General features: G+C 66.9%; 24 protein-coding genes. 12 read left to right on the top strand and 12 right to left on the bottom strand.

What is annotated here, in order from left to right; all coding sequences use genetic code 11:
- Position 1: 1 nt before the first annotated feature.
- The 5 genes from AC0IX4_RS08155 to AC0IX4_RS08135 form a co-directional block, all read right to left on the bottom strand.
- Entirely contained in the window at positions 2-1093 is a 1092-nt protein-coding gene (locus AC0IX4_RS08155; RefSeq protein WP_471828647.1) for a spore photoproduct lyase family protein, read from the bottom strand.
- 13 nt (positions 1094-1106) lie between these two features.
- On the bottom strand, positions 1107-2153 hold the full coding sequence (locus tag AC0IX4_RS08150) for an adenylate/guanylate cyclase domain-containing protein (protein WP_042576240.1): 1047 nt from the start codon (positions 2151-2153) through the stop codon (positions 1107-1109).
- Positions 2150-3604: an HAD-IB family hydrolase gene (locus tag AC0IX4_RS08145; RefSeq protein WP_042576239.1), complete on the bottom strand. Its 1455-nt coding sequence runs from the start codon at positions 3602-3604 to the stop codon at positions 2150-2152. The genes AC0IX4_RS08150 and AC0IX4_RS08145 overlap by 4 nt, the downstream gene beginning before the upstream one ends.
- Positions 3601-5847 carry a glycerol-3-phosphate 1-O-acyltransferase gene (locus AC0IX4_RS08140; protein ID WP_471828646.1) on the bottom strand — a complete coding sequence of 749 codons (2247 nt, stop codon included), beginning with the start codon at positions 5845-5847 and terminating at the stop codon, positions 3601-3603. The genes AC0IX4_RS08145 and AC0IX4_RS08140 overlap by 4 nt, the downstream gene beginning before the upstream one ends.
- Positions 5848-5992: 145 nt before the next feature.
- The gene (locus AC0IX4_RS08135; RefSeq protein ID WP_042576237.1) at positions 5993-6475 is read right to left on the bottom strand and encodes a pyridoxamine 5'-phosphate oxidase family protein; all 483 of its coding nucleotides are present in this window, start codon (positions 6473-6475) and stop codon (positions 5993-5995) included.
- Between the two features lie 124 nt (positions 6476-6599).
- Here AC0IX4_RS08135 and AC0IX4_RS08130 point away from each other — a divergent pair, with 124 nt between their 5' ends.
- Both AC0IX4_RS08130 and AC0IX4_RS08125 read left to right on the top strand, forming a co-directional pair.
- The gene (locus AC0IX4_RS08130) at positions 6600-7304 is read left to right on the top strand and encodes a DUF6319 family protein (protein WP_471828645.1); all 705 of its coding nucleotides are present in this window, start codon (positions 6600-6602) and stop codon (positions 7302-7304) included.
- A 60-nt stretch (positions 7305-7364) separates the two neighbouring features.
- Positions 7365-8036 (top strand): S1 family peptidase, encoded by a 672-nt coding sequence (locus AC0IX4_RS08125; protein ID WP_042576369.1) that lies wholly within the window; start codon positions 7365-7367, stop codon positions 8034-8036.
- 62 nt (positions 8037-8098) lie between these two features.
- Here the strand turns inward: AC0IX4_RS08125 and AC0IX4_RS08120 are convergent, their stop codons facing one another.
- Both AC0IX4_RS08120 and ilvD read right to left on the bottom strand, forming a co-directional pair.
- A complete protein-coding gene (locus AC0IX4_RS08120; RefSeq protein ID WP_056074076.1) occupies positions 8099-8566 on the bottom strand; it encodes a DUF6764 family protein in 468 nt (155 codons plus the stop codon).
- A 138-nt stretch (positions 8567-8704) separates the two neighbouring features.
- Positions 8705-10438: a dihydroxy-acid dehydratase gene (ilvD, locus tag AC0IX4_RS08115; protein ID WP_471828643.1), complete on the bottom strand. Its 1734-nt coding sequence runs from the start codon at positions 10436-10438 to the stop codon at positions 8705-8707.
- 190 nt (positions 10439-10628) lie between these two features.
- Between ilvD and AC0IX4_RS08110 the strand changes: the two genes are divergently transcribed.
- Positions 10629-11255 carry a sigma-70 family RNA polymerase sigma factor gene (locus tag AC0IX4_RS08110; protein ID WP_471828641.1) on the top strand — a complete coding sequence of 209 codons (627 nt, stop codon included), beginning with the start codon at positions 10629-10631 and terminating at the stop codon, positions 11253-11255.
- On the opposite strand, the gene AC0IX4_RS08105 is transcribed toward AC0IX4_RS08110, so the two are convergent.
- Together AC0IX4_RS08105 and lppU are read right to left on the bottom strand one after the other, a co-directional pair.
- On the bottom strand, positions 11252-12628 hold the full coding sequence (locus tag AC0IX4_RS08105; protein WP_471828640.1) for an MFS transporter: 1377 nt from the start codon (positions 12626-12628) through the stop codon (positions 11252-11254). The genes AC0IX4_RS08110 and AC0IX4_RS08105 overlap by 4 nt on opposite strands.
- Positions 12625-13215, bottom strand: coding sequence for an LppU family putative lipoprotein (gene lppU / locus AC0IX4_RS08100; RefSeq protein ID WP_042576232.1), 591 nt, complete (start codon positions 13213-13215; stop codon positions 12625-12627). Before lppU ends, AC0IX4_RS08105 begins: the two co-directional genes overlap by 4 nt.
- A 53-nt stretch (positions 13216-13268) precedes the next feature.
- On the opposite strand from lppU, the gene AC0IX4_RS08095 reads away from it, so the two are divergent.
- A complete protein-coding gene (locus AC0IX4_RS08095; RefSeq protein WP_042576231.1) occupies positions 13269-14321 on the top strand; it encodes an ATP-dependent DNA ligase in 1053 nt (350 codons plus the stop codon).
- Positions 14322-14324: 3 nt separating this feature from the next.
- Positions 14325-15410 (top strand): DNA polymerase domain-containing protein, encoded by a 1086-nt coding sequence (locus tag AC0IX4_RS08090; protein ID WP_042576230.1) that lies wholly within the window; start codon positions 14325-14327, stop codon positions 15408-15410.
- Between the two features lie 6 nt (positions 15411-15416).
- Here AC0IX4_RS08090 and nhaA read toward each other — a convergent pair whose 3' ends face one another.
- Both nhaA and AC0IX4_RS08080 read right to left on the bottom strand, forming a co-directional pair.
- Positions 15417-17261 carry a Na+/H+ antiporter NhaA gene (gene nhaA, locus AC0IX4_RS08085; protein WP_042576229.1) on the bottom strand — a complete coding sequence of 615 codons (1845 nt, stop codon included), beginning with the start codon at positions 17259-17261 and terminating at the stop codon, positions 15417-15419.
- A 98-nt stretch (positions 17262-17359) separates the two neighbouring features.
- Positions 17360-17920, bottom strand: a complete 561-nt coding sequence (locus AC0IX4_RS08080) for a Dps family protein (protein WP_042576367.1) — start codon at positions 17918-17920, stop codon at positions 17360-17362.
- Between the two features lie 112 nt (positions 17921-18032).
- Between AC0IX4_RS08080 and AC0IX4_RS08075 the strand changes: the two genes are divergently transcribed.
- The 3 genes from AC0IX4_RS08075 to AC0IX4_RS08065 all read left to right on the top strand — a co-directional run bounded on the left by AC0IX4_RS08075 (position 18033) and on the right by AC0IX4_RS08065 (position 20675).
- A complete protein-coding gene (locus tag AC0IX4_RS08075) occupies positions 18033-19043 on the top strand; it encodes a zinc-binding metallopeptidase family protein (RefSeq protein ID WP_042576228.1) in 1011 nt (336 codons plus the stop codon).
- Between the two features lie 258 nt (positions 19044-19301).
- Positions 19302-19826 carry a hypothetical protein gene (locus tag AC0IX4_RS08070; protein WP_471828639.1) on the top strand — a complete coding sequence of 175 codons (525 nt, stop codon included), beginning with the start codon at positions 19302-19304 and terminating at the stop codon, positions 19824-19826.
- Between the two features lie 66 nt (positions 19827-19892).
- The gene (locus AC0IX4_RS08065; protein ID WP_042576226.1) at positions 19893-20675 is read left to right on the top strand and encodes an HNH endonuclease signature motif containing protein; all 783 of its coding nucleotides are present in this window, start codon (positions 19893-19895) and stop codon (positions 20673-20675) included.
- 6 nt (positions 20676-20681) lie between these two features.
- Here the strand turns inward: AC0IX4_RS08065 and AC0IX4_RS08060 are convergent, their stop codons facing one another.
- Positions 20682-22007: an EAL domain-containing protein gene (locus tag AC0IX4_RS08060; protein ID WP_235579592.1), complete on the bottom strand. Its 1326-nt coding sequence runs from the start codon at positions 22005-22007 to the stop codon at positions 20682-20684.
- A 157-nt stretch (positions 22008-22164) separates the two neighbouring features.
- Between AC0IX4_RS08060 and AC0IX4_RS08055 the strand changes: the two genes are divergently transcribed.
- From AC0IX4_RS08055 to AC0IX4_RS08040, 4 genes are all read left to right on the top strand, one after another.
- Positions 22165-23079, top strand: a complete 915-nt coding sequence (locus AC0IX4_RS08055) for a L,D-transpeptidase (protein ID WP_471828638.1) — start codon at positions 22165-22167, stop codon at positions 23077-23079.
- Between the two features lie 76 nt (positions 23080-23155).
- Complete coding sequence (locus AC0IX4_RS08050) at positions 23156-24103, top strand: carbohydrate ABC transporter permease (RefSeq protein ID WP_042576224.1); 948 nt, start codon at positions 23156-23158, stop codon at positions 24101-24103.
- A 14-nt stretch (positions 24104-24117) separates the two neighbouring features.
- On the top strand, positions 24118-24990 hold the full coding sequence (locus tag AC0IX4_RS08045; RefSeq protein ID WP_442970572.1) for a carbohydrate ABC transporter permease: 873 nt from the start codon (positions 24118-24120) through the stop codon (positions 24988-24990).
- A gap of 25 nt (positions 24991-25015) precedes the next feature.
- On the top strand, positions 25016-26338 hold the full coding sequence (locus AC0IX4_RS08040) for an ABC transporter substrate-binding protein (protein WP_042576365.1): 1323 nt from the start codon (positions 25016-25018) through the stop codon (positions 26336-26338).
- Positions 26339-26344: the final 6 nt, after the last annotated feature.

The following is a 26344-nucleotide window of genomic DNA, read 5'->3' as shown; positions in this document are numbered from 1 at the left end:
GTCAGGTCCAGTACAGCAGCTGCGCCGCGGGTAGGACGCGCTCGAGTTCGGCGGTGAACCACGACTTCATCTCCGCCATCGTCGCTTTCGGGTAGACGTACTTGACGCCGCCGAACTTCGAGCGCTTAGCCGACCTCGCGTCCTCGTCCATCTCGAGCTTCGTGGCCGGGTACCAACTCAGCAACACGTCCTTGCTGGACGGCGTGAACCGGTGGGTGATGATCTCGGCCGTCAGGTCGACATCGGGAACGTCCGCCACTGCGGCCGCGATGTCGGCGAGGAGGTCGCCGTACTGCTCCTGCCAGCCGGGGACGGGCATGATCGGCGCGATGGTCACACCGACCGGGTACCCGGCCAGGGCCAGCGCACGCAGAGCGGCGATGCGTGCCGGCATCCTGGCGGTTCCGCCCTCGAAACGGTTGCCGATGTCGCGAGCATTGACCGACAGGCGCACGCGGGTGCGTCCGCCGTGATCGAGGCCGACCAGCTCGGTGACGTCGTCGAACTTGGTGGTGAAGCGCAGCGAGGCGCCTGCACCGAATTCCCCGCTGCCGACGCGGGAGATGGCCGCGGCGAGCGAGCCTGTGACGTGCTCGATCCCCAGAGGATCTGTGTAACAGGACATTTCGAAGGTCGTGCCCTCGTGCCCTCGCTCGGCGGTGCCGCTGGTGATGGTGCCGCGGCCGACGTGTGAGGCGATGGGCGCCAGGACGTCGTCGAGGTTGGCGTACACGCGGGTGACGGGCGGGCCGGACAGAGACCCGGCCAGGTAGCAGTACTGGCAGTGCGCGGGACATCCCTTGGCCAGATCGATGCGCCAGTCCGCGCTCGGCGGGATGGGCTGCGGCTTCAGCGCGCTGGGCGGCGCCACGACGACGGCGAGCGTGGACTTCGCCCGCGCGTAGGTCTCCCGCTCGGACTCGCCTCGCAGGCCGGTGAGTCGGTCGGCCGTCAGGACGTCGATCTCGGTGACGCCTGCTGCCTCGCACCGCCGCACGATCTCGGCCGTGTGCGGAAGATCGGCCGCCGACTTGGTGATCTGGACCCGACGGGGCGTCCACAGGCGAGTGGGGGCGAGGAGTGAGTCGGTCACGAACTTTACAACGTCAGGACGGCGGCGATGCTTCCCTCTGCTTGTTCCAGCGCAGCGCATAGGTTCGCAGCTTGCTGAAGCCGCGCACCCGCAGCGGCCTGAGCGATTTCAGATAGAACTCGTCCTGACCTGCCAAGGCGTCGGCCGTCTCGCTGTCCACGAGGACCGTGCCGGGGTGCGCATTGCTGGTCAGGCGTGCCGCGATGTTGACCACCGACCCGTACAGATCGCCGAAACGGGCCAGCGCCGGGCCCACCGCGATACCCACGCGCAACGCGGGCACGTCGTCGCGGTCGTCGAACGCCTCGTGCAGATGGAGTGCGATCCGGGCGGCATCCGCGGCCGTCGCCGCCTGGAACATCACCTCGTCTCCGACGTTCTTGACCACGGAGCCGTGACCACGGGCAATGATGCCGGTGGCGACGGACTCGAACTCCTCGAGCAGAGAGGTGAGCGCGTCCACGTCGAGACGTCGGGTGAGGGAGGTGTAGCCGACCATGTCCGCGAAGCCGACCGCCACGACGTTGCGCGTGTCGCCCGACGCGTCCACCGCGAGCGCGCGTCCGGACGCCGCGGCGAGATGGCGCCGCCAGACGTAGTTCTGCAGCTGCTCGATCGACGGCACCGTCTCCGCGGCGATGACTCGGGCCTCGGCGCGGATGGCGTCGCGATCCGATTCGGACGCCGCCTCGGCATCGGCGATACGGGTGGCGATGTAGGAATTGACGACGCCCACCTGCCACTCCGCGAGGCGCGACATCGACTGCCCCAGGGTGCGGGCGACAGCGACCTCCATCGACTTCTCGACCACGTTCGTGTCGACCATGGTGGTGATCAACTTGAGCGCGTCGACATCGGCGTCGGTGTACATGACGACATCCGGATCGGGATCCGTCGGGAATCCCATGGCGACCCAGAGCTGTTGTGCGCGTTCCAGATCGACGCCGGCGCGTTCGGCCACCTGGTCTCGCGAGTACTTCGCCTCCTCGCCGAGGAGCGTCTGCTCGACATCCGCCTGGCGGAACGTGCGGGGGACGTCGTCGTTGTCGTGATCCGTCATCGTCGAACGTCGTCCAGCGTTCGTTCGAAGACGCCGCGGACCTCGGCGATATGGTCGTCGAGAGTGTCCAGCGACCAGTCCGTGGTCGGGATCGGGGCCCCGACGGTGACGGTGACCGTTCCGGGGTGCGCGGTGAACGACGACTTCCACATGACGTCACCCGCCCCTTGCAGGATGAGCGGCACGACAGGGACTCCGGCCTCCAGAGCGAGGTGGAACCCGCCCTTCTTGAACCGTCCGAGTCGGGCGGTGGGCATGCGCGTGCCTTCCGGGGCGACGGCCACGGAGACGCCGCTGTGCAGCTTGTCGATCGCGGGCTTCATCGCCTCGCGGGCCGCGGCATTGTTGGACCGGTCGACGTACGCGACGTCGAACAGGGCGCCGAGAGGGGCGAACCGCGGGTCGCGGCTGAGTTCCTTCTTCGCGACGGCCGTGATGTCGCGTCGGAGGACCCGTGCGACGACGATCATGTCCATCGACGACTGGTGGTTGAACATGAAAACGGCGGGTCGGTGCGACCACGCGTTCTCCTCGTCGATCACCTCGACCGTGACCCCCGTCAGAGCCAGTGCGACCTCGGGCGCGACGGCGTTGGTGACGTTCGCTCCGACGCGGCGGCTCCCGCTGAGGATGCCCATCGTCGCGCCCAGTCCGGCACTGGCCAGGACCGAGCCCAAGGCGGCGACGCTGCGAACCGTCGAGGTCAGGTCGGCTCCCCGCGTGGGTTTGCGGAGCTGCACACGCGACCATCCGCGATTCTGCGCGATCCGATCGAGCTCCGGGTCCGGGTTCAGCGCAACGGGTCGTCCAACCGTCTCGAGCATCGGGACGTCCTCGACACCGTTCGAGTAGCCGAAGCAGATGTCCGTGTCGACGCCCGCCTCGGTCGCCCAGTCCTCGATGGCCTCCGCCTTGCGCGGACCCCACAAGGATTTGCCGTCGAGAAGTCCGGTGAGCACGCCGTCCTCGGCGATCTCAGGGTGGGTGCAGATCAAGTCGTCGAACGTCAGATCGTCGACCACGGGCTGCGCCTGGTACGGAGTTGCCGACGTCGACATCACCACGCGATGACCGGCCCGGCGGTGGGCGGCGATCAGCGTCCGGACCTGCGGGAAGATCTGCGATGCGATCTCGGACCGGAACAGGCGGTAGGCCTGGTCGAGAAGTTCGTCGTGAGTCTTGCCTGCGAGGGCGCGCACGGCCTTGTCCATCAGATTGTCGACGGTGGTGCCGCGCACGCGCATCTCCACCACCGCGCTGCTGATCTCCCACAGCTCGAACAGATCGACGTCGAATCGGCGCAGCCGCTCCTTGAACACCGCTGTCGCGGAGTAGCCGTCGATCACGGTTCCGTCGAAGTCGAAGAACGCCACGACGTCCGGGCCCTCGGGCGCCGCCGCGACGTCGGCGATCAGGTCGTCGAACGTCCGCGCGGGATGCGTGGTGGTCACCGGGTTCCTCCGTGGGTGTCGACCGAGTCGAGAGAGACGTGCACCATCGTCCGGATGCGTCGGGCTACGTGTCCCCACGCGGCAATTTCGGCGGCGAACGCGGCACGGCGCTCGGCGACTGCGTCACCGGAGGGATCGAGCAGGCCGCGATTTTCGGCGAGTTGCAGTGCGGTGTCGAACAATTCGTTGGAGATGGCCTCGCTGTGCTCGAGCTGCTGACGCAGTCGGCGTGACTGCGCCACGCCCATGCACTCCTTCAGGAACGCCGGTTTGTCCAGTTCGACGCCCGGGGCGAGCGTCATCAACTGGTCGGCGACCACCTGGTACGCCTCGAAGATGGGTTGCAGAACACGGTGCGCGAGGTGGAAAGGCTGTGACTGCAACGACTTCAGAGCGTATCCCTGGTGATCGAGCCCGGTGCGCCACTCCGGATCGATCATCGTCACCTCGTCCTCGAGGCGCTCGCCGAATTCCTTCTTCTCTCCGAAGAAGAACTCGAACTTGAGCAGGTCCCGCAGTTCGAGCGCGGACTTCCACAGGTCGTCCGCGGCGACGGACCCGGTGGGGCAGTCCTCGGTCCGCAGGACCACCAGCTCACCGATGGCCCGCATGACGAAGAAGTGGATCGCGTTGTTGCGGAAGAAGGATGCGACCAGATGCTTGTCCTGGGCGAGGAGGAACAGCGGCTCCGGACCGTCGTCGAAGCGTGTCACCACACCGGCGGCCACCTGCGCACGCACCGCGGCCGTCATGACCTCGATGTCGGTCAGGTCGGTACCGCCGGCCGTCGGCAGCCCGCGCTGGTGGACGTACTGCGCGAGCGGCTCGACGATCGACCACATCTCACGCTGATTCAGCGCACGGTCCTCGATACCCAACATGGCCATCGCGACGAGCGCCGCGGGACTGACGGGCGTGGACTCGTTGATGGCGTGCGACACCGCCAGCGCGGCGCGCTGGACGGCGACGCGCTTGTCGTCGTACTCGTCGAGGAATCCGCGCGCGGACATGGGCTTGCCGAAGCGCAGATACACGGTGCCGCGGATCTGTCCCTGGGCGCGCACGTATCCGATGGCCATCTTGATGCCCTCGGCCTGCTTCTGCGCGCCGTGCGACTCCTTCGCCATCTCGCCGACCTCGTGCAGCCGGTCGTACGTGATCGACGTGGGCACCAGGTAGGCGTCGGCGGCGGTGCTGTTCTCCAGGGCGTCGAAAAGGTAGCTCAGCAGGCCGAACCGTGGGGGGCGCAGCTTGCCGGTGCGGGATCGGCCGCCCTCGATGTACCACTCGAGGTTGAACTTCTTGCTCAGCAGGAAGCTCATGTACTGACGCAGAGTCCACTTGTAGACGGCATCGGAGAACTTGCGCTGGATCAGCACCACACCACTGCGCTTCGCCAGGGGGCCGATCGGCCAGAAGCCGACGTTGATGCCGCCCATGACGTGGTTGAGGGGGAACCCCTGCTCGAGTAGAGCGGGCCGCAGCACCAGCGGATCGAGGTACGACCTGTGGTTCGGCAGGAAGACCAGCGGGAAGGACTTGTCCAGTTCCCGCAGTTCGGCGACACGGTCCGTGTCCACCTCGACGCGGTAGGCGCGCGAGAAGAACGCGCCGAGCTGTCCCCACAGTTCGACGGCGCGCTTGTTCTCCGTCGCGACCATCTCGTCGAGGATCTCGTGGACACGGGAATTGACCGCCGACACCGGCTTGTCGACCGACGCCGCCAGTTCCGCCAGATCGGCGCGGAACTGCGAACGCTCCGTCATCTCTTCGACGACGAAACGGGGGACCTTGTACTCGCTGCCGATGACCTCGCGCTCGGCCTTGTCCAACGTCAGACTGGCCTGGCGGGAGATGTAGGACGAGAGAGACCGACCGCCCGAGGCGCGGAAACGCTCCGTCAGATCGGTCAGCAGTGCCGGCTCGCCGACGATGACTCGCGGCTCGCCGCGCTGAGCACCGGCCCACACCCGCAGGCCTCGGCGCGGCTTCTTGGTCCAACTGACTCTCAGCGGCGTCACCAACGGGTCGTAACCGCCGCTGCGGTCGGTGAGCTCGTCGAGGGCTTTACCGGTCATGACCACGGATTCGGGTCGACCGTCGTCGTGGTGCCGATCGATCCAGTCGTTCGCGGCGTGGACGTCGACGTCGGAGACGGCATCGATCAGGAAGACCTGGCCGTGACCATCGGACGGCGGTGGATCGTCCGTCGTGGGAAACCCCGTCGAATCGAGTTGAGACATGACTGCTCGCCTTCCCCCGGGAGGAGCCACCGGCGGTGGGCCCGTGCATGTGATGGACCACGAGCGACCGACACGAGAAGTCGGCGCCCGCTGTGCGGTTGGCCGCAACGCTACGCCCGGGGCCGCTCCCGCGGTGGAGAACTCGTCACGACATGTCGACGGTTTCGTTGTCACCCACGTCCGGCTTGTCTCCGGTGATCCGCGACTTGGCGTACGCGATCAGTGTGGAGACCTTCGAGCCCGGCGCGGACCAGAACTCGGCGCCCTCTGCCTCGACGCGGAGCAGGACGACCTCGTCCGACTCGGGTCCGTTCTCGAACCAGGCCGCGACGCCCTGGCTCCAGAGGTCCTTCTTCTTGGCGTCGTCACGTACGACACTCGCGCGTCCCGACAGGGACACCCACGAGGTGCCCGACTGGAACGAGACGTTGACCGAGGGGTCGACGCCGATGTCGGCGACCTTGCGCGAGTCGTTCGCCGCGAAGAACCAGAGATCGCCGTCGAACTCGGTCTCCTGCAACGCCATCGGCCGCGACTTCAGGTGTCCGTCGGTGCCCTTGGTGGTGAACATGCAGAGTTTCGCGTCGGACATGAGGTCGGCGACGCGTGCGGTTCCATCAGTAGTCATGCCGACCGGCTACCCGACTCGAGCGCGTCGCAATCGAACGGAGCGGGAAGTGTGTCGGTGGCTCGTGCGAAACTTTGCCCTGGCTCAGCCGAGCACCCGATATTTGCGAGAAGAGGCACCCGAATTGAGCGCTCCCGCCCGGCGCCGCGCCGCCCGCGTCCCCGGTGACGCCTTGACGTCCGAGGACCTCGCGACCATCGAGGCCGGTCTCGCTGCCGGTCGTCGCGTCACCGTCTATCTCCGCGAGGCGACCCCGTCCCTCGGGTTGGAGGCGGGTGCCTCCGCACGCGTGCTGTCCGTCGACGGCACCACGGTCACGGTCAGCCCCAAGGGCGTCGACGACCAGTTGCCGTACGAGGCGGACGAATTGCGGATCAGCAAGGATGCGCCGGAACCTCCCCGCAAGGCCGCGAAGGTTCCCGCTCGCAGGCCGGCGCCGAAGGCAGAGGTGATCGTTCCAGCCCCAGCCCCAGCCCAAGCCCCAGCCCAGGCCCCCGCGCTTGCTCCCGAGACGTCCGTCAAGCCCCCGGCTCGCCCGGCGCGGCGCACGAAGGCGCAGCCGGCTCCGGTGTCGGTCACCGTCACCTCCGGCCCCGACGATCAGTGGACCGTGACGGTGTCCCACGGTGCGAAGAAGGTGGCCAAGCCCGCCGACGTGTCCGCCGACCGGGTCCTGCGGGCGGTCCGCGAACTCGGCGACGAGGCGGCGTCGGCAGCCGTGGAGGAGAAGATCGAGGCCGCTCGCGCAGCCGCGCTCGAACGCGTCGAGGCGCTGAGTCGGGAGCTCGACGAGGCCCGCCGAGCGCTGGACAGATTGAAGAACGAGTAGAAGTCGTACGAACCCCGCGTCACGTATTGCTACGGTGTGCGTGACCTCGGAGGGGAATACATGCTCAAGAAACTCGTGCTCGTCGCTACCACCGCACTGGCGCTCGCCGGTGGACTCGGTGCCGGAACAGCGGCCGCCGCACCCGTCGCAGTACTCGGCGGAGGATCCGGCCTACTGGTCGCGGACAGCGCCGGCAAGGGAAAGTTCGACTGCACCTTGACCACCATCGGTAACGATGCGGCCGGTCGGCTGGTCGGACTCACCGCAGGTCACTGCGGTGTTCCCGGAGATCTGATCGGTGCGGAATACCTTCCCGACGCGGGGGCAGTCGGGCGCATCGTCTCCTCGGTACCCGGCCTGGACTACGCCGTCATCGAGTTCGACCGCGGACGGGTCGCACCGACCAACCGCGTCGGCAACGTGACCATCACCGGCGTCGGCGCTCCGGCGCTGTTCCCCGGCATCATGTGCAAGGAGGGTCGCACGACGGGCAACACGTGCGGCATCACCTACGGTGAGCTCTTCCAGAACGACCGCACCTACACGCAGATCTGCGTCCAGCAGGGTGACTCGGGCGGCCCCGTCGTCGCCGGCACCACGCTGGTGGGCATGGTGAACGCGTACCTCGGCGTGCCGTGCATCGGACCCGAGGTCGGCACCAACATCCAGACCGTCTTCGACGACATCAACCGCGGCGGCGGCGTCGGCACCGGATTCGTTCCCACGCCGTAAATGCCCGTTGCACGAAAAAGGCCGTGACTCCCTCCCAGGAGTCACGGCCTTCTTCGTGTGGATCAGTTGACGCGCAGGCATGCCTTCAGCGTGGTCAGGTCGCCGGCGAAGCCGGGGCCGTCGCAGGTGACGCCGCCGAGGGAGTCGACGGTGACGGTCGAGCCCGGTCCGGCGATCGCGATGGACAGACCCGGGTTCAGGCCGAGGGCGTCGGCGACGCTGCCCGGTCCGAACGCGATGGCGGCGGGTGCGGCGAAGCCGACCGCGCTGCTGCTGGCAGTGCCGCCGTTGAGGCCGAGCGCGAGAGCCAGTGCGTTACGGCTGGCGTCGGCCGACGCGTTCCCGTAGGCGGCAGCGGCGCTGCTCGCATCGCTGGTGGCCTCGCAGAGGCCGTCGGCGGGAACAGCGTCCGCACCGAACGGCGCCTGGCATGCGGTGACCGGTGCTGCCGACGCGGTTGCGGGCAGGAATGCAGCCACACCCAGCGCGATTCCGAACGCTCCGGCGATTGTCTTCTTCACTACTGACATGGTGTGGGTTGCCCTCTCCCGAATACGGTCGACGGCAACGGATGCTGCCGCGTCTTGTCCCTGAAGAGTGCCCCCGCCGGGTATCGCCCAACGTCCGCTGAGATCACGGAGTCGTCACACGTTGATAACGGTGCGGTCTCAGCTGCAGACAGCGCCCTGCGAGGCCGAGCCGACCAGCTTCGAGTACTTGGCCAGCACACCGCGGGTGTAGCGCGGAGGCAGCGGGGCCCAGTCGGCGCGACGCGATTCGAGTTCCGCCTCGTCGACCAGCAGGTCCAGCGTGCCCTTGCCGACGTCGAGACGGATCTTGTCGCCGTCCTTCACCAGTGCGATGGGTCCACCGTCGACGGCTTCGGGCGCGATGTGCCCGACGCAGAGGCCGGTGGTGCCGCCCGAGAACCGGCCGTCCGTCATCAGGAGGACGTCCTTGCCCAGGCCTGCGCCCTTGATGGCGCCGGTGATGGCGAGCATCTCGCGCATGCCCGGTCCACCCTTCGGGCCCTCGTAGCGGATGACGACGACGTCGCCCGCAGTGATGGTGCCGTCCTCGAGTGCGTCCATGGCGGCGCGCTCGCGCTCGAAGATGCGTGCGGTGCCCTCGAAGACGTCCGAGTCGAAGCCTGCGGACTTGACGACGGCGCCGCCGGGAGCCAGCGAACCCTTGAGGATGGTGATGCCGCCGGTGGGGTGGATCGGCTCGCTCATCGCGCGCAGCACCAGGCCGTCGGGATCCGGGGGAGCGATGTCGGCGAGGTTCTCCGAGACGGTCTTGCCGGTGACGGTGAGGCAGTCACCGTGCAGCAGGCCGGCGTCGAGAAGCGCCTTCATGACGACGGGAACGCCGCCGATGCGGTCGACGTCCGTCATGACGTGGCGACCGAAGGGCTTGACGTCCGCGAGGTGCGGGACCTTCGAGCCCACGCGCACGAAGTCGTCGAGCGTCAGTTCGACGTCGGCCTCGTAGGCGATGGCCAACAGGTGCAGGACGGCGTTGGTGGACCCACCGAACGCCATGACGACGGCGATGGCGTTCTCGAACGCTTCCTTGGTCATGATGTCGCGCGCGGTGATGCCGCGGCGCAGCAACTCCACGACGGCCTCGCCGCTGGCACGCGCGAATCCGTCACGACGCTTGTCGGGGGCGGGCGGGGCTGCACTACCGGGAAGCGACATACCCATGGCTTCGGCCGCGCTGGCCATCGTGTTGGCGGTGTACATGCCGCCGCAGGCGCCTTCGCCGGGACAGATGGCGCGCTCGATCGTGTCGACGTCCTCGCGCGACATGAGGCCGCGCGAACACGCCCCCACCGCTTCGAACGCGTCGATGATGGTGACCTGGTGCTCGCTGCCGTCGGACAGCGTCGCGAAACCGGGGAGCGTGGATCCCGCGTAGAGGAAGACGCTGGCCAGGTCGAGGCGCGCGGCCGCCATCAGCATGCCGGGGAGCGACTTGTCGCAACCGGCCAGCAGCACGGAACCGTCGAGGCGTTCCGCGCTGATCACGGTTTCCACGGAGTCGGCGATGACCTCGCGCGAGACGAGGGAGAAGTGCATGCCCTCGTGGCCCATCGAGATTCCGTCGGAGACGGAGATGGTGCCGAACTCGAGCGGGAAGCCGCCCCCGCTGTGCACGCCTTCCTTGACTGCCTTGGCCAGGCGGTCGAGGGAGAGGTTGCACGGCGTGATCTCGTTCCACGACGAGGCGACACCGATCTGGGACTTGCCCCAGTCCGCATCTCCCATGCCTACTGCGCGCAGCATCCCGCGCGCGGCAGTCTTCTCGAGACCGTCCGTGACGTCGCGGCTACGGGGCTTGACGTCCGCGGCATCTGTGCTGGTGGGGGCAGTGGCATCTGAGGGGGTGCTGCTCATGGCAAAAACCCTAGACCGCACCGGTGACGCCCCTGATCGGGTGGTCCGCAACGCCCTCGATCTCCGTTACCTTGCCGTTATCAACCAGTGACCTGATCGCGACACTCGCGATGCGCTACCGACTGGTCGCCCTGGCATCGTCGTGCCTATCGAAAGCACGACCGGCGTTCGATGGATCGAGGTGAGAACCGTGAATACAACTGTCGCTCAACCTATTACGGAAAATTCCGCGGAGGCATCATCGGCCCGTCCGGCGTCGCGATCGACAGCGGAGCTGTCCGCTCTGCTCCAGGCTGTCGGGCGCGGAGACCGTGAGGCATTCGCCCGTTTCTACGACGCGACCTCGTCGCGGGTCTACGGCGCTGTGCTCCGTGTGCTCCGCGACCGCGGGTTCTCCGAGGAGTGCGTCCAGGACGTCTACCTCGAGGTCTGGCAGAAGGCCCCGACCTTCTCCCCGGCCCAGGGCTCGCCGGCGGCATGGCTGGTCACGATGGCTCATCGCCGCGCGATCGACCGTGTCCGCTCCGAACAGTCGCGCACCGACCGTGAATCCAAGTACGCCATGCTCGACGCGGCGACCGGATCGACGGACACCTCGGATCGCTTCCTGGACCGCCGACCCGTCATCGACGCGATGTCGGAACTGTCGGGTCGCCAGAAAGAATGCCTGTTCATGGCGTTCTTCGAGGGACTGACCTACGCGGAAGCGGCCGACCGGATGGGTGTGCCGGTGTCTACGATGAAGTCGCGCATCCGGAGCGCGCTGGCGAAGATGCGCGTCGATCCGCGGATCGCCTGCCTCGCCGACATCGCCTAGAGCCTTCTCGGCGACCGTATCGTGACGGCGGCGATGATGCCCGCGAGAGCGAGCATGCCCGCGCACAGCAGCATCGCGCTGCGGAAACCCGACGAGAACTGGTTCGGGTCGAGCTCGCCCGAGATCCCGACGATGCCCGGGATGGCTGCTACCGCGAGCAGTTGGGACGTCCGCGCCACCGCGTTGTTCACCGCGGACGCCGTGCCCGCGTGCGACGCCGGAGCGGCGCCGATCACCGCGGACGTCAACGGGGCGACCAGCAACGAGAGGCCGACGCCGAACACGATCACGGCGGGCAGCACCGACTCGACGTAGGACGATCCCGGAGCGATGCGGGTCATCAGCACCAGCCCCACGGCGGCGACAGTAGGCCCGATCGTCATCGGCAACCTCGGTCCGATCCGGCCCGCCAGCGCACCGGCTCGGGCGGACAGCAGCAGAAGGGCCGCCGTGATGGGCAGAGTCGCGACGCCCGCCGCCAGCGCGGTGTAGCCCAGAGCGACCTGCAGTTGGAGCAGTAGAAGGAAGAACACGCCGCCGAGCGCCGCGTAGGCCGCGAACGTGACGACGTTCGCCGCGACGAACACCGACGACGAGAACAGCGACGGTGGTACCAGCGGGTGCTGCGTCCGACGTTCGATGATGACGAAGACGGCGACCGCGACGAGCCCCAGGACCACCGGTAGCCACCGACCGTAGATCGCCCCATAGGTGAGGGCGGCCAGGCCACCGGCGATCACGACGGCCCCCGGAAGGTCGAGTCGGCCGCTCGCGTCGGGATCACGGGTCTCGGGAACGTGACGGAGCGTCACGGCGACGACGGCCACGGCGAGGGGGACGTTGATCCAGAAGATCGATCGCCACCCCACGAACTCGACCAACCAGCCGCCCAGCAGAGGGCCGACAGCCGACCCGATTCCTCCTAAGCCGGACCACAAGCCGATGGCGGCACCGCGATCCTTCGAATCGATCGACGCGGACAGGATGGCGAGCGACCCGGGAGTCACCAGCGCCGCGCCGACGCCCTGCACCACGCGGGCCAGCACGAGGAACTCGACGTTCGGCGCGAGCCCGCACGCCACCGACGCGGCCGCGAACCAGACGGTTCCCAGCACGAAGATCCGTCGGCGGCCGAAGCGGTCACCCAGCGACCCTCCCAGCAGCACGAAGGCCGCCAGAGTCAGCGTGTATCCGGTGACCGTCCACTGCAGGCCGCTGACGTCCGCGCCCAGATCGGTTCCGATGTCGGGGAGCGCGATGGTGACGACGGTCCCGTCGAGCAGAGACAGCGTCGATCCCAGCACGGTGGCCAGGACGATCCACCGACCCCGTGCCGACGCCAGTGGGACCGTCGACGCGGACGGCGTCGTCACGCGGGGTCGAAGCAGACGACGAAGTCACGCTCGTCGTAGACGTAGCTCTGGTCCGAGGAGCAGTCGTTCTCGTCGGACGTTCCCTGCAGAATCTCGACGACGCGCACACCCTCGATCATCGACGCGTCGCAGTCGCTGCGTTCGGGATCGGGCGTGCCGAGATCCATGCAGCCACCCACGACGAAGTCGATGTCGAGGCACAGTGCGCCCTGCTCGACACCGTTCAGGGTCTCGTAATAGGTCTGATCGACGTCGGACGGGCAGAAGTCGACCGAGGTCTCCGCGGAGACCACGCGGTAGTTCGACTCGGGCGACCCGCACGGGGCCTCCTCGATGGTGGCGTCGTCGACCGTTCCGCCCAGGCGGACGCAATCGCCTGCCTGCGCGTCGATCGAGACGTCTCCACCGGTTCCCGACGGCGTCGTCGTCGGAGGTAACAACGTGTCGTTCGGGAGTTCCGTCGCGGGAACGGTGTCCTGCTGGGCGACGGCGGTCCCGGTCACGGTCGACGAGCACCCTGCCACCAACACGACCGTTGCCAGGACAGCCAGGATGGCGGCCGCGGACGGTCGCCGAGAAATGGTCATGGACGACACTTTATGCCCGTTGCGGGCGTATCCACGCGTGTAAGGATGACGATGTGGATCTCCCAGTCTCGCCCCCGTTGCAGCCCATGCTCGCCAAGGCCGCGAAGGTCGTCCCCGACCAGCCCGAGTCGGGTGATCCGACGTGGTCCTACGAGCCGAAATGGGACGGTTTCCGCACCATCGTCTTCCGCGACGGCGACGAGGTGGTCCTCGGGTCGCGCGGAGGCAAGGATCTGGCGCGCTACTTCCCCGAGATGGTCGAGGCCGTCAAGGAGGAGCTGCCCGAGAGGTGCGTCGTCGACGGTGAACTGGTGGTCGCACTCGAGACCGACGGGTCCTGGCGCCTCGACTGGGATTCACTGTCCGAGCGCATCCACCCGGCCGACAGCCGGGTGCGGATGCTGGCGGAGAAGACGCCGGCCCAGTTCATCGGATTCGACCTCCTCGCACTCGGCGACGACGACCTCACGGCCTTGCCCTTCGCCGAGCGACGTGCGCGGCTCGAGACGATTCTCGACGGATCCCGCACGGCGCCGCGCTGCCACGTCACCCGCGTGACGGACGATGCCGCACTGGCCACCGACTGGTTCGACCGTTTCGAAGGTGCCGGGTTGGACGGCGTCGTCGCCAAGAGGTTGGACGGTGTCTACGTGCCCAACAAGCGCGAGATGATCAAGGTCAAGCACGCGCGTACCGCCGACTGTGTGCTGATCGGGTATCGGATCCACAAGAGCGGCAACGGTATCGGGTCGATGCTGCTCGGCCTGTACAACGGGGACCAGCTCCAGATGATCGGCGGCGCCTCGGCATTCACGGACGCGAAGCGGCTGTCGTACCTGGCGGAACTCGAACCGCTCCGCGTCGGCGACGACGTGGTTGCCGACGGTGAGCAGACCCGCTGGCGGTCGGGAATGGATCGCACGTGGATCCCGGTACGCCCCGAGCGGGTGCTCGAGGTGGCGTACGACCAGATGGAGAAGTCGAGGCTCCGTCACGCCGCGAGGTTCGTCCGGTGGCGCCCGGACCGCGATCCGCTGAGCTGCACGTACGACCAACTCGACGTGCCCGCCGAGTACGACGTCGCCGACATCCTGGACGGTGCCTGAACCATGGCCAAGAGTGCAGCAGCGATGGTGCAGGTGGGTGAGCGCGAGGTTCGCGTGTCCAGCCCCGACCGGATCATCTACGAGGCGACGGCGCGGACGCCCGACATCACCAAACTCCAGGTGTGCGAATACTTCGCGTCCGTCGGCGAGCCGATCGTGCGGGCGCTGGGGGATCGACCGACGGCGATGGAACGGTGGCCCGACGGCTATCGGGACGGTATGCGTCTGGCCACCGGACCGCAGGACAAGGGCGGCGACGGTTTCTACCAGAAGCGCCTTCCGCGTGGGGCTCCCGACTACATCGAGACCGTGGAGATCACGTTCCCCAGCAAGCGGCGCGCGGAGGAACTGTGCCCGTCGGAACCGGCGGCTCTGGTCTGGGCGGCGCAGATGGGAACCCTCACGTTCCATCCGTGGCCGGTGCGCCGACCCGACGTGGACCACCCGGACGAGCTCCGCATCGACATCGACCCGCAGCCGGGCACCACGTTCACCGATGCGCGTCGTGTCGCGCTCCTGACGCGCGATGTGTTGCAGGAGTTGGGGATCCGCAGTTTCGTCAAGACCAGTGGTAACCGCGGCGTCCATGTGTACGTGCGTATCCGACCGGAGTGGGGCTTCGAGGACGTGCGGCACGCGGCCATCGGGCTGGGGCGGGAACTCGAGCGCCGAGACGACTCGGTGACCACCGCATGGTGGAAGGAGCAGCGTGGGGAACGTCTGTTCATCGACTACAACCAGAACAATCGTGACCGCACGATCGCCGGTGCGTGGAGTCTGCGGGCGCGACCGGGTGCACCCGTGTCGACGCCCCTGACGTGGGACCAGTTGGCGGACACCGACGATCCCGCGGTCTACAACATCGTCACCGTCGCGGACCACCTCCGCGACGGCGGCGATCCCTGGGCCGGCATGGACGACGAGGCCTTCTCGCTGGAACCCCTGTTGGACCTGTGGAACACGTTGCCCGGAGGGGAACTCAACTTCCCGCCCGACTACCCGAAGATGCCGGGCGAACCACCGCGCGTCCAACCGTCCAAGAAGGTTGCGGCGCACTGGGACGAGGACGGGAACAAGGCCGAGCAGTAGGTCCGCTCAGTCGCGAACGGACGCGGCGCGCATCGATTCGAGCGTTCGGATGATGGTCGCCGCGTCGTGCTGGCCGGTGTGCCGCTGGGGAGCGCTGCCCTGCACGCCCAGGTAGAAGGTGGGGGTGCCCGGCAGTTCGCTGGTCAGCGCATCGATCTCGTCGTCTTCGACGCGGGTGACGAAGTCGCCGGTGCGCAGGTCGTCCTCGAACTTGTCCAGGTCGAGTCCGAGCTCCGCCGCGTAGACGTCGATGTCGTCGCGCTCGAGCGCATCACTGTGCAGGAACAGCGTGTCGTGCATCTCCCAGAACTTGCCCTGCGCCGCAGCAGCTTCCGATGCCTCGGACGCGTACCGCGCGTGGGGGTGATAGTCGTCGAGGGGGTAGTGGCGGAAGATGTAGCGCACGTCGTCGCCGAAGTGCGCACGGACCTCCCGCGTACTTCCGGTGGCCTTGCTGCAGAACGGGCACTCGAAATCGCCGTACTCGACGATCGTCAGGGGAGCGTCGACCGGTCCGCGAATGTGATCGCGCTTGGCGGTGACCGGGCGCAGCAGGTCGAGCGACGGCTCGGCCGGCGGCGGCGCGAACCGGTTGCCCAGCGAGAAGACCAGCCACCCGAGAAGGGCGGCGATGACGGACGCACTGAGCACACCCACTCGTGCCTGGTCGGCCAGCGCCTGATCGTCCAGAGCCAGATCGACGATGAACAGGGAGATAGTGAAGCCGACGCCGGATAGCGCTGCGCCACCGGCGATCTGAGGGAACGTGAGGCCGGGGGTCATCGATCCGGGGCGCAGTTTCGCGAACAGCGCGCTCGCGCCGGTGATGCCCACGAACTTGCCGCCGACGAGTCCGAGGACGATGCCCCACGTCAACGACGACGTGGCCGCGGCCTTCAGCGTCTCCGAACTCAGGACGACACCCGCGTTGGCCAACGCGAAGATCGGCACGATGATGAACGCCGTGTACGGCTGATACAACCGCATCAACCGCTCGTTCACCGAGACGGCCCGCTCGAGGCCCAGACGCGCCGCGCGGGCGTACTCGGGATTGGGTGATTGGCGGAACGCGCGCGTGAGGGCTGCCGCGTGCTCGACCTCGCTGCGTCGCGGCGGATAGACGGGCAGGATCAACGCGATCATGACGCCTGCCAGCGTGGGGTGGACCCCCGACTCGTACATGGCGACCCACGTGACCACCGAGACGACGAGGTAACCGGCACCACGCCACACCCTCAGTCGTCGCAGGGACGCGATCAACGCCAGGCCCACGAGGGAGACGATCAGCGGGCCGATCTTCAACTCGTCGGTGTAGAAGACGGCGATGATGGCCAGGGCGCCCACGTCGTCGGCGACCGCGAGGGTCAACAGGAAGATGCGGAGCCGGACGGCGCGGGCCGGGCCGACGACGGCGAGCAGACCGACGACGAACGCGGTGTCCGTCGAGATGACGACGCCCCAGGCGGCCGCCTCCGGACCGGACGGATTGAGCGCCAGGAACAGCAGGGCAGGGAGTGCGAGACCGGCTATCGCGGCGACGATGGGGACCGCGGCGCGAGAACGGTCGCGCAGCTCACCCATCGCGAACTCTCGCTTGACCTCCAGGCCGACGACGAAGAAGAACAGCGCCATCAGACCGTCGTTGACCCAGTGCTGCAGGTCTAGTTCGATGCCGTGGTCGCCGAGTGTGATGGACAGAGGGGTGTGCCAGAAACTCTGGTACGTCTCACCCCACGGCGAGTTCGCCCAGATCAGAGCCGCCACGGTTGCGACGAGGAGGAATGCTGCAGCGATGGTCTCGCTGCTGTCGCCGCGCCGCGCTTCGGCGATCTTGTCGATCAGGCTCTGCATACGCGTCGGGCGCGCGGTGATCGAATCTGACACGTCGATGAAACTACAACAGCGCCGCACCCGTGACCGGGTGCGGCGCTGTGAGATGTGACGGGTGACTAGCCCGCGTCGCGTGCTGCTTGCTTCTCCGAAGTTGCATCCGCGGTGGAGAGCTGTCCGCCGGAGTTCTCGAGGTGCGCGCGCACGAACCAGTGGAACAGCTCGAGCTGGCCGCTGTGCCCGATGAGCAGATCCTCGGTGACGGGATCGACCTTGCCGACCTCTTCGATCGCGGCGCGGTAGTCCGAGATCACGCCGGTGTAGACCAGGTCCAGAGCGCCGAGGTGCTCGATGGCCAGTGCGCGACCGATGCTGTAGTCGTCCCACTTGCGCTGGGAAACGATCGTTCCGGGCGTTCCCAGAGCGGACGAGCCGAGCGTCGCGATGCGCTCCGCGACGTCATCGGCGAAGCCGCGAACGGCCTCGACCTGGGGGTCCAGCATCTCGTGGACAGAGATGAAGTTGGGTCCGACGACGTTCCAATGAACGTGCTTGAGCGTCAGGTGCAGGTCGTTGAGCGCATTCAATCGATCCTGGAGAACCGCGGCGACGTTTGCGCCGTCCGAGGTGCTCATGCCGGGAACGGTGTACGAGGCCGCCTTCTGCGTCGTGTCAGTCATGTCGGACTGATTGCCCATCGGCCCCGCCGTTCAAACACTGGTGAGAGGTGTCACCCGGGCTGCGTAGGCTTCGGTTCGAAGGGTTTGTCCGAGAAGGGTGTTCTGACTAGTCATGCGTGTTTTCTTCTGCCGTAAGTGCGGCCAACAGCTGTCGTTCGAGAATTCGATCTGCCTCAGTTGCGACAGCCGACTCGGATTCCACCTCCCCAGTCGCAGCATGATGGTCCTGGACGAGGACCTGTCCGTCACCGTCGACGGTGACGTCTGGCGGCGCTGCGCCAACATCAAGCGAGCGCAGTGCAACTGGCTCGTCGACTCCAGCGACGGCGCGACACTGTGTCTGTCGTGCTCGTTGACGCGCACGCGCCCGGCGGACACCGACATCGAGGCCATCGCGGAGTTCGCCTCCGCCGAGACCGCCAAGCGTCGGGTGGTCCTCGAGCTGGACGAGCTGCACCTGCCCATCATCGGCCGGGACGAGAATCCGGAGGGCGGTCTGGCCTTCGATCTGCTCTCCAGCGCGAACCGGAACGTCATCACCGGTCATGCGAACGGGCTCATCACGCTCGACCTCGCCGAGAGCGACGACGTCCATCGCGAGCAGCTCCGTGTGTCGATGGACGAGCCGTACCGCACCCTCGTCGGACACTTCCGCCACGAGATCGGTCACTTCTATCAGATGGTGCTGATCGGTGACGGCGAGCACCGCGCCCGCTTCGAGGAGCTGTTCGGCAACCCGGACGACGACTACAAAGCCGCGCTCGACCGTCACTACAGCGAGGGTGCGCCGGAGGGCTGGAAGAAGAACTACGTCTCCTCCTACGCCACGATGCACCCCGCGGAGGACTGGGCGGAGACGTTCGCGCACTACCTGCACATCCGCGACACGCTCGACACGGCCGCGGCCTACGCATTCGCTCCCGCGGGATCGACCTTCGACGCACCGCTGGCCGGCGACGTCGGATTCGCGCGCATCATCGACTGGTGGCTGCCGCTCACCTGGTCGCTGAACCAGTTGAACCGGTCGATGGGGCATCAGGATCTGTACCCCTTCGTCCTGCCCGCCAAGGTCCTGGAGAAGATGCGCTTCGTCCACAACGTGATCGTTCCGGACGAGGTATAGAGGTCAGGCACGTTGTGGACGGTGCGGCGATCCCACGCTGACGCCTGACAGTTCCGGGTCGGAGCCTGCCGGTAGGCGCTCCCGCTGACACTCCAGGTTCCCGGAGGAGTTGCAGCATCAGCGGGAACGTGGAACGTCCGCGAGAAGCTGGGCGCCGTCGGTTCGAACGTGCGTTCGAGTTTCTGTCGGTGGTGTGGGTTACTGTGTGGTCAGGTCGTCGGGGGGCGGCTTGATCGGGCATCACCGGGGGGTGAATTCGTGTACGACGCAACAGTTTCCGTCGATGTGCTGGTGTCGGCGAAGGTCGACGCCCAGGCTTCGTTCGCCCGCACCGTGGCCGCGTCGTGCTCCTACGTTCACGAGGAATCGCGTCGTCCCGCGGTGCTCGGTCCGGGTGGGGTGTTCGACGCCGATGCCGCCGAAGCGTGTGCGGTGGCGGAGGTCGCGTCAGCATTGTCGGTGTCCACGGGCACGGTCACCGAGTGGCTGTTCTTGATTCGTACGGCCCGGCCGGCGGTGCGGGAAGCGTTCGCTGCGGGCCGGTTGGCGTATGCGGCGTTCCGCACGGTGTGCCGATCCCTTGCCGGGGTTCCGAATGCAACCGAAGCGTTGCTGCAGCGGGTGATTGCTGCCGCATCGAGGTGCACCCCGGGTGCGGTCGCGGCGGCGATCGACCGGATCCTCGCCGACTTCGACGCGGAGTGGCACAGGGTCGTCCGGGAGCGTGCGGCGCTAAAGCGTGCCGCGACCGTGCGGAAACTGCCGCGCGTCAAGCGGAGCTGAAGATTCGTGGCCCGGCGGAGCAGATCGCCGAAATTGTGGCGGAACATCGTTGCCGCCGCGCGTGGGGTGACCGATCCGACGTCACTGTCGGCGCGACTGTTCGACGCCGCGCACGCACTCCTGACCGGGGCCGTGTCGAATGAACCGGCCAACCATGCGGTGATCGTTCTCGATGCTGCCACCGCAGCGGGGTTGGCGGGGGAACCCGGTCACCTCGTCGGCTGGGGACCGGTCCCGGCGGATGTGGCCCGCACGATCGCCGAGGATGCGACGTGGCAAGCACTCATCACCGCAGCCCGCGGCGCGGAATCCGAACACCACCCACCCGACCCGGAACCCGATCCACCGGTTCCGGTCGACGGGCGGGAAGTTCGCCGCACCCGCCGTATGCCACCGGGCTGGACGCCTACTTCCGGGGACGTCCGCAGCGCGAGAGCCAGAAAAGTCAGGGAGCAGGTCGAGTACCTCCGCACGCTCCCACCGTCCGCGTTGGACCGTGCCGTCGAGAATCCCGACGGCCACGGCGGTTTCGTCGTGCCTCCGGACGGGGCACTGACCTACCGCCCATCCGAGGCGGTCGCGGCGCTGGTGACAGCGCTGTATCCGACGTGCGTCCATCCGGGGTGCGCGGTGCCGAGTGAGGACTGCGACCTCGACCACGTAGTCCCGTTCGATCACACCGACCCCCGGAGGGGCGGCTGGACCGTCACCGGCAACCTCGAACCGCTGTGTCGCCGGCACCATGGACTGAAGACCCGCCGGCAGTGGCACTACCGCATGCTCCGGGACGGCATCGTCCACATCCGCGACTCCCACGGCAACGACTACCTCACCGCACCCGGCGAATGACGGGCGTCAGTTTCCTGAACGCTCCGGGGGCAGGCGAGCGATGAGGGAACGGGCGCACTCGACGGTCAACGTCGTGTCATGTGACAGGACGTAGTCGTAGCGACGCTCCATGTCCGGTCCGGTGTCGCCGAGGTCCCGTGCTGCCAGGACGGCCGAGAAGTGTGGCGTCAGCACCACCACGTCCCATTCCTCCCGCAGCGCATCCGACGCGGCCAGGTTCGCCCCGCGGATCTTGGGTGCGGGTTCCGTGCCGATGTTCTCGGCGAGGGCGCCGACGAGAGTGGCGTTCATGGCCATCAACTCCCAGCGCCGACCGGTGATCGGCGTGAAGTGATCCACGTGCTGGAACGCGCCGAGCATGAGTGCGGTCTGCTGGCTGTCCGTGGCCATGGCCTCGAGGTTCTTGCTGATCTCGATCAGCAGACGCTTGCTCGCGCGCCGCACATCGCGTCCGCCTGCTGCGAGGTTGTACGGCGTCGACATGGGCGTGAATCCGCGATCACGAGCGATCTGGAACTCGAGCGGCGAGCCGACGGGTGCGTCGATGGTGAGGTCGGTGGTCGATCCGTACAGCGAGCCTTCCCCGACCCGCGCACCCATGGCCTGCGCAGTGAGCGCAGCGCGGGGGGTGTCGATGCCTTCGGCCATCACGACCGCGCCCGTACGTTCCACCTGGGCTGCCACGGCGTTGACCACACGAGCACTGAAACGATTGGGACGCGTCGAGAGGAGAGTCCGGTCCAGCTTGATGACGTCCGGCTCGAGCAGGGGAAGCAATGCGAGGGATTCCGGGCGGACGCCGACATGATCGACGGCGATGGCCCAGCCGAGACGCCGGACCTCGGCGACGACGCGCATGAGGTGGGCGGGCCTGCGGATGAGAGCAGTCTCGTCGAACTGCAGTACTGCGCCGCCCATGTCGTGATCGCGCAGGTTGGGCAAATCGACGAGAGAATCGGGATCGACGGCGATGAAGAGGGGAAGTCCGCGAGGGAGGTCGGCGCGTGCGGCTTCGCTGAGTGCACCGTTCCAGCGAGCAGCATCGAGGTCGGGTGTCATTCCCATGGACTTCGCCGTCGCGGCGAGGGTCGCGGGGTCCTGGAACGACGAACCCTCGGGGCCGCATACGACCGCCTCGTAGCCGACGATGGCGTCGGTCTGCAGGTCGATGATGCGTTGGAACGACGTGTGCAGGCTGCCGGGGCCGAGCAGATCGCTCAGGGCTCCACCGTCGCGGCCGTCGGAGAACAACACAGGGCTTGCGCGGCGGGAATTCACATCGCCGGTCCGATTTTCGACCACCACGGCATCGATCCTTTCGTCACGTCGCACGCGTCGTCCGTACGCACATGCCACTCGACCGCCGCCGTGGTTTGACAGGAGTCCTGCTTCGTCCGGCCACAATACCCGATTAGCCATGTCAACCGCTGGTGTGTGTTAATTGCGGTGCGATCAGGTTCAGCGACTCCGCTAGGGATGGTTCACAAGCATGGGTGCTCGACGTTCGACTCGTTTCCTCACTCGTTCCGCAGCAGGCGCTGTGTTGGCTGCAGCCGTCGCACTCGGCGTCGCTGCGCCGGCAGGAGCTGCACCGCTGTGGCCCGGCGGCCCGGACATCTCTCTCCCGCCCATCCCCGGTGTGACCGCTCCGGCGCCGGGTGTGCCCACCGCGCCGATCGAAGCGCCCCGGGCGCCCGCCAACTTCTCGGCTCCCGCCCTGAACCCGTCGGCAGGCGAGGTCGTGGGTGTCGCGCAGCCGATCATCATCCGGTTCGACTCGGCGATCGGTGATCGCGCCGTCGCCGAGCGCGCCATCGACGTGACCACGTCCGCCGGTGACGTCCCCGGCCGCTTCTACTGGTTCTCCGACAGCCAGGTCCGCTGGCGTCCGGACGCGTTCTGGCCGTCGAACACGACCGTGACCGTGAACGCAGGCGATGCCTCGTCGACCTTCACCGTCGGCGACGCGATCATCACCACGGCCGACGACAACACCAAGACGATCACCGTCACCCGCAACGGTGCAGTCGTGAAGACGATGCCCACCTCGATGGGCAAGGTCGGGCACGAGACGCCGAACGGCACCTACATCGTCGGTGAGCGCTTCCGCGACATGTACATGGACTCGTCCACGTACGGAGTCCCGGTGGATGCGCCCGAGGGTTACCGCACCTACGTCGAGTACGCGACCAGGATGTCCAACAGCGGCATCTTCGTGCACGCGGCGCCGTGGTCGGTGGACAGTCAGGGCGTCGAGAACGTCAGCCACGGCTGCCTCAACGTCAGCACGGAGGACGCCAAGTGGTTCTTCGAGACGGCGCAGAAGGGTGATCCCGTGATCGTGCAGAACACGAACGGCGGCATTCTGAACGGCCGCGACGGTCTGGGCGACTGGCAACTCTGAACCATCACATCTCGGACCGATTCTGATCGGTCCATGTTCACCATTCGTTCGCTTTACCTAGGCTAATGTCCCATCGGTGAGAGCAAGTCGGCCTGTAGTTCAACGCACGTTGCCGGAACTGCCACCGGCGCAACGGTCTTTCCTCCGTCGGCCGTGGCGTGACTATGCACTGTTCCTGGTGCTGGTCGGTCCCAATCTGATCCTGCTGGGCGTCTTCACCTACCGCCCGCTGCTGGACAACATCAGGCTGTCGTTCTTCGACTGGAACATCTCCTCGCCGACGTCGACGTTCATCGGAACCGCCAATTATCGGGAATGGTGGGGCCGCAGCGACACGTGGCAGATCGTGTCGAACACCGTCATCTTCACCATCGCCGCGGTGGCCGGCAGCATGCTGCTGGGGCTGGTCCTGGCGATGCTCCTGGACCGGAAGCTACGCGGTCGCAACATCGTCCGGTCGGCGGTGTTCGCTCCGTTCGTCATCTCCGGCGCGGCCATCGGCGTCGCGTTCCAGTTCGTCTTCGACCCGAACTTCGGCCTGATCCAGGACATCATGCGTCGGATCGGCTTCGGCGAGGTCCCGGATTTCTACCAGAGCCCCGGCTGGGCCCTGTTCATGATCACGGTGACGTATCTGTGGAAGAACCTCGGCTACGCCTTCGTCATCTATCTGGCTGCTCTGCAGGGGCTTCGCCAGGATCTGACCGAGGCAGCGCAGATCGACGGTGCGAGCAGATGGACGACGTTCCGCAAGGTGACGCTTCCCCAGCTGCGTCCGACCACGTTCTTCCTGTCCATCACCGTCATGCTGAACTCGCTGCAGGTCTTCGACATCATCAACGTGATGACACGAGGCGGACCGCTGGGCACCGGCACGACGACGATGGTCTACCAGGTCTACGAAGAATCGTTCCGCAACTTCCGCGCCGGGTACGGCGCAACGGTCGCCACCATCATGTTCCTTGTTCTGCTCGTCATCACCGTGCTTCAGGTGCGGGTCATGGATAGAGGTGACGCGCGATGAGCGTGATCGACAGGATGCCCGACACCGCCACCGACGACGCTCGTCCCGCCCGGGATGCCGCCCGTCGCCGAAGGCTGTCGACGCTGTTCGGCTATGCCGCGATGGTGGTCGTCATCATCATCATCGGGCTCCCGCTTTTCTGGATTCTGATCACCTCGTTCAAGGAGCGCGGCGAGATCTACGTCCAGCCGTCCGTGTGGTGGCCGTCGGTGTTCCGACCGGAGAACTATGACGACGCGACGTCGACGGTCCCGTTCTTCACGTTCCTGAAGAACTCGCTGATCATCACGAGCATCCTCGCCGTCGTGAAGTTCACGCTCGGGGTCCTGAGCGCCTACGGCCTGGTCTTCCTCCGTTTCCCCGGCAAGACCATCGTCTTCCTGGTCATCATCGCCGCACTGATGGTGCCGAACCAGATCACCGTCATCTCGAACTACGCGTTGGTGGCACAGCTGGGGTGGCGCAACACCTTTCAGGGCATCATCGTGCCGCTTGCGGGCGTCGCGTTCGGCACCTTCCTGATGCGCAACCACTTCCTGTCGATACCGCAGGAAATCATCGAGGCCGCCCGGATGGACGCCGCCGGTCCGGTGCGACTGCTGTTCCGTGTCGTTCTTCCTCTGTCCGGCCCGACGATGGTCGCCTTCGCCACCATCACCGTGGTCAACGAGTGGAACGAGTACCTGTGGCCGTTCCTGATGTCGGACGACTCGTCCGTGGCGCCGCTGCCGGTGGGTCTCACCCAGTTGCAGAACAACGACGGTGTGACCAACTGGGGTCCCGTCATGGCCGGCACCGTCCTGACGATGCTCCCCATTCTGATCGTCTTCCTGGCCCTCCAGCGTCACATGATCAAGGGCCTCACTTCCGGCGCCGTCAAGGGCTGACCAACCTATGAACAAGGAGCACATGATGCAGCCATTCTCTCGCCGCGGATTCCTCGGACTGTCCGGTGCCGTCGCCGCGGGCGCCGCTCTCACCGCCTGCGCCGGTACGAGTTCGACCAGCGGATCGTCGTCCTCCGGTGGAGGCGACGCCAACACCATCACGTTCTGGTCGTCGCATCCCGGCAGCTCGAAGGACGTCGAGAACGAACTCATCTCGCGGTTCCAGGCAGCCAATCCGGACCTGACCGTGCAGATGATCGACGGCGGAAAGAACTACGAGGAGATCGCGCAGAAGTTCAACGCGGCACTGTCCGGCGGTTCGCTGCCCGACGTCGTGCTGCTGTCGGACGTCTGGTGGTTCAACTTCGCTCTGCTGGGCGCGATCTCGCCGCTCGACGATCTGTTCTCCCAGGCAGGTGTCTCCACCACCGACTATGTCGATTCCCTGGTGGCGGACTACAACTGGAACGACAAGACGTGGGCGCTCCCGTACGCCCGTTCGACGCCGCTGTTCTACTACAACCGCGAGGTCTGGACGGCCGCAGGACTGCCCGACCGCGGGCCCGCCACCTGGCAGGAGTTCGACCAGTGGGGTCCGGAGATCCAGCGCGCCATCGGATCCGGCAAGCTCGCCCACGGATGGGGCAACGCCGAGGACTACCTCGGGTGGACCTTCGAGGGGCCGATCTGGACGTTCGGCGGAAGCTACTCGGACCAGTTCGACCTGAAGTTCACCGACGAGCGCACCATCGCCGCCGGCAACTTCCTCAAGGACATGATCCACACCAAGAAGTACGCGGCCGTCTCGAACGACATCGCCAACGACTTCTCGGCGGGCCTGCTGGGGTCGACCATCGCCTCCACCGGCGACCTCTCGGGTATCACGCAGGACTCCAAGTTCGACTTCGGCACCGCCTTCCTCCCCGCCGAGGCGGGTACCCCCGGCTGCCCGACCGGTGGAGCCGGTCTGGCTATCCCGGCCAACATCCCGGACGAGCGGAAGATCAACGCGCTCAAGTTCATCGAGTTCGTCACCAACGCGGAGAACACGGCGTACTTCTCGCAGAACGTCGGCTACATGCCTGTGCGTAAGTCCGCTGCGACCGATCCCAGTGAGGTCGCGTTCCTGGAGAAGAACCCGCGGTCGCGCACCGCCGTCGACCAGCTCGCTCGGACGCGCTCGCAGGATTACGCCCGCGTCTTCGTTCCCGGCGGGGACCAGATCATCGGTGCGGGTCTCGAGCAGATCGCCCTGCAGAATGCCGACGTCGCCACGACGTTCGCCGGAGTGCAGGACCAGTTGCAGCAGATCATCGACCGGCAGATCACCCCCAAGCTGCCCAAGTAGAAGTGG

Source organism: Rhodococcus sp. AC861 (genome assembly GCF_979256035.1).
Note: the sequence above shows the minus strand (reverse complement) of the source record. Positions and strands in the feature narration are given on the sequence as shown.

Bases quoted from the DNA above. Each gene is read 5' to 3' on its own strand.
- AC0IX4_RS08055 (WP_471828638.1), top strand. From the start codon at position 22,165: ATGGGTGCTCGACGTTCGACTCGTTTCCTCACTCGTTCCGCAGCAGGC.
- AC0IX4_RS08090 (WP_042576230.1), top strand. From the start codon at position 14,325: ATGGCCAAGAGTGCAGCAGCGATGGTGCAGGTGGGTGAGCGCGAGGTT.
- AC0IX4_RS08150 (WP_042576240.1), bottom strand. From the start codon at position 2,153: ATGACGGATCACGACAACGACGACGTCCCCCGCACGTTCCGCCAGGCG.
- AC0IX4_RS08045 (WP_442970572.1), top strand. From the start codon at position 24,118: ATGCCCGACACCGCCACCGACGACGCTCGTCCCGCCCGGGATGCCGCC.
- nhaA (WP_042576229.1), bottom strand. From the start codon at position 17,261: ATGCAGAGCCTGATCGACAAGATCGCCGAAGCGCGGCGCGGCGACAGC.
- ilvD (WP_471828643.1), bottom strand. From the start codon at position 10,438: ATGAGCAGCACCCCCTCAGATGCCACTGCCCCCACCAGCACAGATGCC.
- AC0IX4_RS08040 (WP_042576365.1), top strand. From the start codon at position 25,016: ATGCAGCCATTCTCTCGCCGCGGATTCCTCGGACTGTCCGGTGCCGTC.
- AC0IX4_RS08125 (WP_042576369.1), top strand. From the start codon at position 7,365: ATGCTCAAGAAACTCGTGCTCGTCGCTACCACCGCACTGGCGCTCGCC.
- AC0IX4_RS08120 (WP_056074076.1), bottom strand. From the start codon at position 8,566: ATGTCAGTAGTGAAGAAGACAATCGCCGGAGCGTTCGGAATCGCGCTG.
- AC0IX4_RS08140 (WP_471828646.1), bottom strand. From the start codon at position 5,847: ATGTCTCAACTCGATTCGACGGGGTTTCCCACGACGGACGATCCACCG.
- AC0IX4_RS08135 (WP_042576237.1), bottom strand. From the start codon at position 6,475: ATGACTACTGATGGAACCGCACGCGTCGCCGACCTCATGTCCGACGCG.
- AC0IX4_RS08075 (WP_042576228.1), top strand. From the start codon at position 18,033: ATGCGTGTTTTCTTCTGCCGTAAGTGCGGCCAACAGCTGTCGTTCGAG.
- lppU (WP_042576232.1), bottom strand. From the start codon at position 13,215: ATGACCATTTCTCGGCGACCGTCCGCGGCCGCCATCCTGGCTGTCCTG.
- AC0IX4_RS08080 (WP_042576367.1), bottom strand. From the start codon at position 17,920: ATGACTGACACGACGCAGAAGGCGGCCTCGTACACCGTTCCCGGCATG.